Here is a 6,661-nt window from a genome sequence, read left to right as displayed (position 1 = left end):
TCTTTAGTACTGAAGCTTTACGCTCACTGGAATAACGAGGCATAACAGTTCTCATTCCACCCGCTCAAAGAATTATAAAAGGCTAAATCGCCAAGTGGACAACTAGGCTAACAGAGCGGGAGGTACGTGTTCTGGTAGGTTCTGCCTATGGCGTGTCTTCACCCGTTAAAACATTCTTTGAAACACTTTACATCGAGGCCGACTTAAGCGCAGGCCAAATGCTCGTATTACCCAATGCCGATGAGCGGGGGATTTATGTTGCCAGTGGAGAGGTTTGCATAGCCGAAATGCCTGTTAAAGCGCATCAAATGGCAATTCTAGCCGATAGGAAGGAGGTTTCTATCACAGCGAACTCAGCGGCGCGTATTGCTCTCATTGGTGGACAAGGAATCGGCAAACGCTACATGGAGTGGAATTTTGTCTCCAGTCGCAAAGAACGCATCGAACAAGCCAAGCAAGACTGGCAGCAAAGGCGCTTTGCAAAAGTGCCGGGAGATGAGGAAGAGTTCATTCCATACCCTACTGTCGATTAGCCTTAGGCAGTATCATACCTCTCTCCTATTAAATGACTGAAAACCCACACTCGATGAAAGTTTTGTTTAACCGTTACGGACAATTGCCAAGACGCTATCGCTGGAGTATCGAAGCCATTCTTTTTATCCTGCTGATAGCGGGTGTTCGCGCGTATCAAGCGCCTAGTGTTGATTCTGGTTATTTTCCACTTCCGGAGTCACAACTGCTCAGTGGTGCTAACATTACGCTTGAAGACTATGCTGGACAACCGCTGTTGGTGGTAGTCTGGGCTGACTGGTGTCGTATTTGCCGGATAGAATTGCCTACGATCCATCGTCTCACTAAGGACTATCCCGTGATAACCTTAGCTATGCAATCCGGATCCGATGACGATGTCAGAGCCTTTTTAACGGCAAATAATCTCGAAGGGCTTCCCGTCATTAATGACCCAAGCGGTTACTTGGCTCAAAGCTTAGGGGTGAGTGTACTACCAACTCTGTTTGTTTTAGACGCGAAGGGAGAGATTGTTTTTTCAGAAGTTGGCCTGACCAGTCGCTGGGGAATCAAAGCACGTATGTGGTGGGCAGCCTTTAAGTGAATTAGTCTCGACTTGATCTGACACACCGACTTGAAAAGATTGTTGCTTCAGCAACGCGAAGCAATCGTTTAGCAAGAATAGAAAAGTGAATACTCAATTCTAAATAGCAGCAATAAAAGTTCAACATTTCTATTACTGCAATCAAGTCCTTCACTAACTATTTAACGATTGATTCGTTCTAATGAGTGCGCAAGTTGATCAATACGGGAGCGAGTGGTTTCTACCAGTTCGCCAATCTGACTTGCCGACTCAGATGAACGGCTAGCCAACTCTCGAACTTCTGATGCAACAACAGCAAAGCCGCGACCAGCCTCGCCCGCTCTTGCCGCCTCAATCGCCGCATTCAATGCCAATAAATTTGTCTGTCCTGCAATACCAGCAATGCTGCCAACAATATCACCAATTTGATTGCCTACTTTCAAGAGCTCTTGCATTGCTTGTTGGGTTTCTTTAAGCGCAATCTGACGATCCGTAATATCCACGCCAAACACAACAAAGCGCGTTACATTCCCCTCAAAATCATTTAATTCGCACACACGTGCATCAAACGAACGTCTCTGACCCTGCTTGTCAGAAAACTCAACGATCAAGCTAATTTGCTGACCTTTATCTAATAATTTTTTTCTGCTTTGCTCTGCATGCAATTGCTTCCAAATCGAATCAGCCGCTTTTTGCGCCTCATCTTTACCACCGGCTCGATTCAAGAAAAGCTGATTAACATGAGCAAGCTTTCCATTCGGATACCATTCTACAACCATCAAAGATTCATTAATTAAATCAAGACGGTCCATCGAATCCTTCGCGGACTGTTTGATTGTAGTGATATCAGCCTGAACTGAAACAAATCGATAGAGCTTACCACTTTTATCAAATACGGGATTAATTGACATTGCAATCCAATAAGGCTTGCCATCTTTTCGGTAATTCAAGATTTCTTTATAGAAAGACTGATTGCTTTTTAATTTTTGACTGATGTCTTTTACCGTCGAAGGATTCGTATCTCTGCCTTGCAGGAAGCGACCGGGAACCTTACCTTTTACATCATCAAGTGAGTAGCCAGTCATGTTTTGAAAACCCGAGTTTACATAGAGTATCTCGCCTTTTGCATTCGTAATAACGACCGCGTTGCTGGTTTCGTTCGCAACAAGCGAGAGCATCTCTATTTCTTCTCGTTTGGAAACTTCTTCTGTCACATCCTTAACAAAAGCGGTGTACAAAATTTCTTTTCCAACGACAACTTTTGCAAGCGTGATGAGCCCCCATCGAATCTCGCCACTACGAGTATGGATTGGCAACTCGATCGGTTTTCCGATCAAACGGTTCACGCCCGTATCACGATTTCTGTTAACATAACTATCATGTTGCCCTCGATGCTCTGGCGCAACTAACATCTTAATATTCTGACCAATCATTTCATCACGACTAAATCCCCAAAGCTTTACAGCAGCAGGATTCGCAAACATGATGTTATTTTGACTATCGATAGTAATCACACCATCATGTGCTTGCTCAAGCACTTGCTCTACAACTGATCGCTCTGCTCGTTCTTTTGTGCAATCTCTCGCGAAGGCAGTGTAGTAAAGCTTACGGCCTATTTTTAATTGAGAAAGCGTCAAGTTCACCCAAGTTTTAGAGCCATCTTTCCGTTCTATTTCTAACTCTCTTGAAGACCCAACAATACGGTTTTCTCCAGTTTCACGGTGACGGTTTACATATGAATCATGGTTAGATTGATGCATGCGAGGCACCAACATACGCACATTTTTTCCTAGGACTTCGCTCTCTGCAAAGCCCCATAGTTGTTCGGCTGCCAAATTTAGATACACAACGTTATTTGCATCGTCTATCGTAACTACCGCAATAGCACTCTGATCTAAAGAGCGTTTTGATAAATCAGGTTTTCTAAAAAACATCATATTTCCTTACGAAAGCAATCTTATGTTTTAAATACGCTCAAAATTGAACAAGATTCTGACCGAACCTTCAGGTGAAACAACAGATCCTTTTGCATTCCTAAGTAAATTTTGATGCGTGATCACCCCTCTAATAGCAAGGATAGTCATAGTCTGAGAATACTAGCAGAAGCCTGTTGATTTCGCCTTACTTATACATAAGCACTGCCTGTATTAGACCAACCCACCCACAATGTCTTTAAGTTATAAAATTTGTCTGATTTATATAATCAATATCCTTAAGTACGCGATACTCTGGCGCCATCTTTAAAGGGATAACGCGATCGTTACCCATACCTATAGCGTGATCTTCATGAACAAATTGATTACACATAAAAAAGTCCCAACCATCTTGTTGATTCAAGATTTAGAAGTAACGGCAAGCGAACACATCTATCACTGTAATGCCAACTATGCACAAGCACTGTTTAAAGCCGGTGCTTTGCCCTTATTGGCTCCCTTTATTGAAGATTTAATTCCACACCTGATTGATCAATCAGACGGAATTCTATTTTCAGGATCGGCCCCGGGAAATAGCTCATCATCGATACGTACAGATTTTGAGAGAAAGCTACTAGCCGCTGCATTTGATCGCGGCATTCCCGTTTTAGGTATTTGTCACGGCATGCAGATCATAGGCGAGTTTCTTGGCGCTAAGATCGAAGATATTCAAGGTGCAGAAGCTCAAAGCCTACACCTACCTTTTTCACAGCCAAACCGTACTGCCCATGAGGTTCAGTTAAGTCATGGCTCATGGCTAAGAGCGCAACACAGTTCGGAGACCGCTTGGGTAAACAGCTTTCACCGCCAATCACTGGTTGGCTCAGGCAACTTTCATGTTACGGCTGTATCGCCTGATGGCATCGTCGAAGCCATTGAGGGGCAGTTAAATAGTGTATGCATTGGCGTTCAGTGGCATCCCGAATTCCAGTTATCTGAATTTGATAAAAACCTGCTGCGGGGGTTTGTCCAAGCCGCTGCTGAATATTCCAATTGTGCAAACGAATACACAACAACAGACGAACTAAAATGAAAAAAGCCATTGTTATAGGAGCTGGCGTTGCGGGTGTCGCATCAGCCTACATGTTATGTAAAGCGGGTTTTACCGTCACTCTGCTGGATGAAAAGCCCGCTCCCGCCATGGGGTCAAGTCATCAGAATGGCGCACAGCTAAGTTATGCCTACTGTGATGCGCTGGCGTCACCATCGTTACTTGCTCAACTTCCTGGCATTTTACTAAAAAAAGATCCGGCATACCGCTGCACTCTGCAGGCCGACCCTGATTTTTTGGCTTGGGGTTTGCGCTTTTTGATCAACTCAACGCCGGCTCGTTTTTCGAACAATACCTTAACGCTATCTCGAATAGCCTTACGAAGCCACGCACTGTTATTGGAGCTGCTTGAAAAGCACCCAATTGAGTTTGATTACGAGATAAATGGCAAAATGCTGCTCTATCCAACGCTGGAGAGTTGCCAGAAACATACCAAAATACTGGAACAAAAAAGGCAGCAAGGTTTTCAACTGTCGGTCTTAACACGAGAAGAAGCCACGGTGATTGAGCCCGCACTGGTGCATTATCCAGATCCGATTGCCTCCGTCATTTACAGCCCGGGGGATGCGGCTGGACGCCCAGATGTATTTTGTCAAAAGCTGGTAGAGTCACTCCAACATGAGTATGGTTTAAAAACACAGTTCAATCAGAAAGTACAAGGTATCGATCACTCTAAAAATCGGGTGACTGGCGTGTGCTTCAGAGACGCGGCTCCCCTTGAGTGTGATACGTTAGTTATCACCACGGGCCAGTCCTGTGATCTCTTACCGAGCAAGGATCGCTCACTCGGTGATATGTGGCCTGTACAGGGCTATTCGTTTACCGCCGATGCACACCCGCAGGCGATGCAGACCTCTATTACGGATGTTAAACGCAAACTGGTATTTGCTCCCTTAGGCAATGAATTAAGAGTCGCAGGCCTTGCTGATATTGGCCGTCACAGATTTCACTTCACGCCCAATCGCTTTGATACACTGATGCAAACAGCTCAAGCCGCATTTCCGCTCTTTTTCGGTGAAGACCAAGGTCCACCCAAGAGGGTTTGGTCAGGTGCTCGTTATGTTACCCCCTCCTCTCAACCGATTATTAGAAAAGGAAGTTTAGCGGGTCTGTATCTGAACTTAGGCCATGGAACACTAGGCTGGACCCTATCTCTGGGCGCTGCGGAGCAGGTCGCCTCCCTAATCAACTCTTGATATGGAGCCACCTTTACGTATTTCTGATGGCGTTATTCCAAAGCGTTTGCTACATAAGGTCGATAAGTGTGCAACGCTTGAAAAGCCCGCATCATAGGCCACAGAGGTGATAGGTTTAGACGTGTGTTGTAACAACCACACAGCCAGCTTCAAACGTATTTTAAGTAGATATTCTCTCGGGGAAACACCAACTTCAGCAGAAAACAACCTCGAGAAATGACGTTCACTCATACCCAGTTGCCTAGCGAGTTCTGAGACACTTAAGGGTGTCTCTTGCGCATGCTCAATGATCGCGATCGCTTTTTGGATTCTCGGATCCTTAATCTCCATATGGCGAATAATCGCTGATCGCTCAAAATGACTGACGCCTCTCCTTTCCGGCAAAGAGATTTGATGAGAGACTTTAGCTGAGCGATCGGCACCATAATGCGTTGAGATAATATGCGACATAAGTGTAAGAATAGAAGTACCACCCGGAACCGTAATTAAACCATCGTCGATGCTGAAGTCCTTATGTGTCGTATAAAAGAACCTCGGGAAACGCTGCTCAAAGTCACGTTGATGATAAGGGTGTATACAGGCCTTTAAAGTATCTAAATACCCCTCTTCCACTAGAATAAAACTGCCCGTACAAACCCCCACCAGCGTACAAGATGACTGTCGAGCAAGGCGAATATATTGACGGTGTCTTAACGGGGCCTTGTTCAATTGGCTCAGCAAACCACCTATGACAAAAATGTAATCAAATTCTGCCGGATGGGTGTAATGGCAAGTGGGTCTAAACTCTAAACCGCAACTCGCCTTTACTGGCACATTTGGATTACCCAGAATTTCCCATCGACCTTCGATTTGCCTAGATTGATCACCAAAATCTCCGGCATGCCGCAAACTTTCAATAATCCCCGTCAAGGACATGAGTGGAAAATCAGGCCACAACAAGATGCCAACAACGAGACCCTGATCCTTTTTTTGATGTAATCGACGAGACCAAACCTCATCCAACCAGGCGATATAGGCTTCGGGCGTATCTTCAATATGACTGGGACTCATTGTTTAAATATCCAATTAACAAGCAGGTCTTAAAAATAAACATATTGGCTGAAATATAAAAGCATTTATGACTGATGCTTATTACCCTGAAGTAAGGGGATGACTCTCGTTTCAAGAGAAAAAACGCTGATATATGAATGTTTAAAATGCTGCCAACTGAGCAACTTGGCGCTAATTGGTGCTTTAATGAATACAAGTCACATCTAGCATCACCTAGTCGTTAAGTTACATCTCAGTTCATTTTGTGTTGAAATAAAAACATAACAATAACAGGGCGGATCACTAAGAGACGCTCAGTGCC

6 protein-coding genes are annotated in these 6,661 nt (G+C 44.6%); 4 read left to right on the top strand and 2 right to left on the bottom strand.

Translation table 11 applies throughout. From position 1 onward, the window contains the following. Positions 1 to 152: 152 nt before the first annotated feature. On the top strand, positions 153 to 533 hold the full coding sequence (locus DN062_RS16695) for a pirin-like C-terminal cupin domain-containing protein (RefSeq protein WP_239995824.1): 381 nt from the start codon (positions 153 to 155) through the stop codon (positions 531 to 533). A gap of 53 nt (positions 534 to 586) precedes the next feature. Beyond that, entirely contained in the window at positions 587 to 1,111 is a 525-nt protein-coding gene (locus tag DN062_RS16690; RefSeq protein WP_162301319.1) for a redoxin domain-containing protein, read from the top strand. 161 nt (positions 1,112 to 1,272) lie between these two features. On the opposite strand, the gene DN062_RS16685 is transcribed toward DN062_RS16690, so the two are convergent. Then, positions 1,273 to 3,024 (bottom strand): PAS domain S-box protein, encoded by a 1,752-nt coding sequence (locus DN062_RS16685; protein ID WP_205126765.1) that lies wholly within the window; start codon positions 3,022 to 3,024, stop codon positions 1,273 to 1,275. Between the two features lie 352 nt (positions 3,025 to 3,376). Here DN062_RS16685 and DN062_RS16680 point away from each other — a divergent pair, with 352 nt between their 5' ends. Beyond that, on the top strand, positions 3,377 to 4,096 hold the full coding sequence (locus DN062_RS16680; protein ID WP_112160434.1) for a gamma-glutamyl-gamma-aminobutyrate hydrolase family protein: 720 nt from the start codon (positions 3,377 to 3,379) through the stop codon (positions 4,094 to 4,096). Beyond that, positions 4,093 to 5,310, top strand: a complete 1,218-nt coding sequence (locus DN062_RS16675) for an FAD-dependent oxidoreductase (protein WP_112160433.1) — start codon at positions 4,093 to 4,095, stop codon at positions 5,308 to 5,310. Before DN062_RS16680 ends, DN062_RS16675 begins: the two co-directional genes overlap by 4 nt. Here the strand turns inward: DN062_RS16675 and DN062_RS16670 are convergent. Continuing rightward, on the bottom strand, positions 5,296 to 6,360 hold the full coding sequence (locus tag DN062_RS16670; protein WP_112160432.1) for a GlxA family transcriptional regulator: 1,065 nt from the start codon (positions 6,358 to 6,360) through the stop codon (positions 5,296 to 5,298). The genes DN062_RS16675 and DN062_RS16670 overlap by 15 nt on opposite strands. Between the last annotated feature and the right edge of the window lie 301 nt (positions 6,361 to 6,661).

Source organism: Nitrincola tibetensis (assembly GCF_003284585.1).
Classification (GTDB): Bacteria; Pseudomonadota; Gammaproteobacteria; order Pseudomonadales; family Balneatricaceae; genus Nitrincola; species Nitrincola tibetensis.
This window is presented reverse-complemented; position numbering and strand designations above follow the sequence as displayed.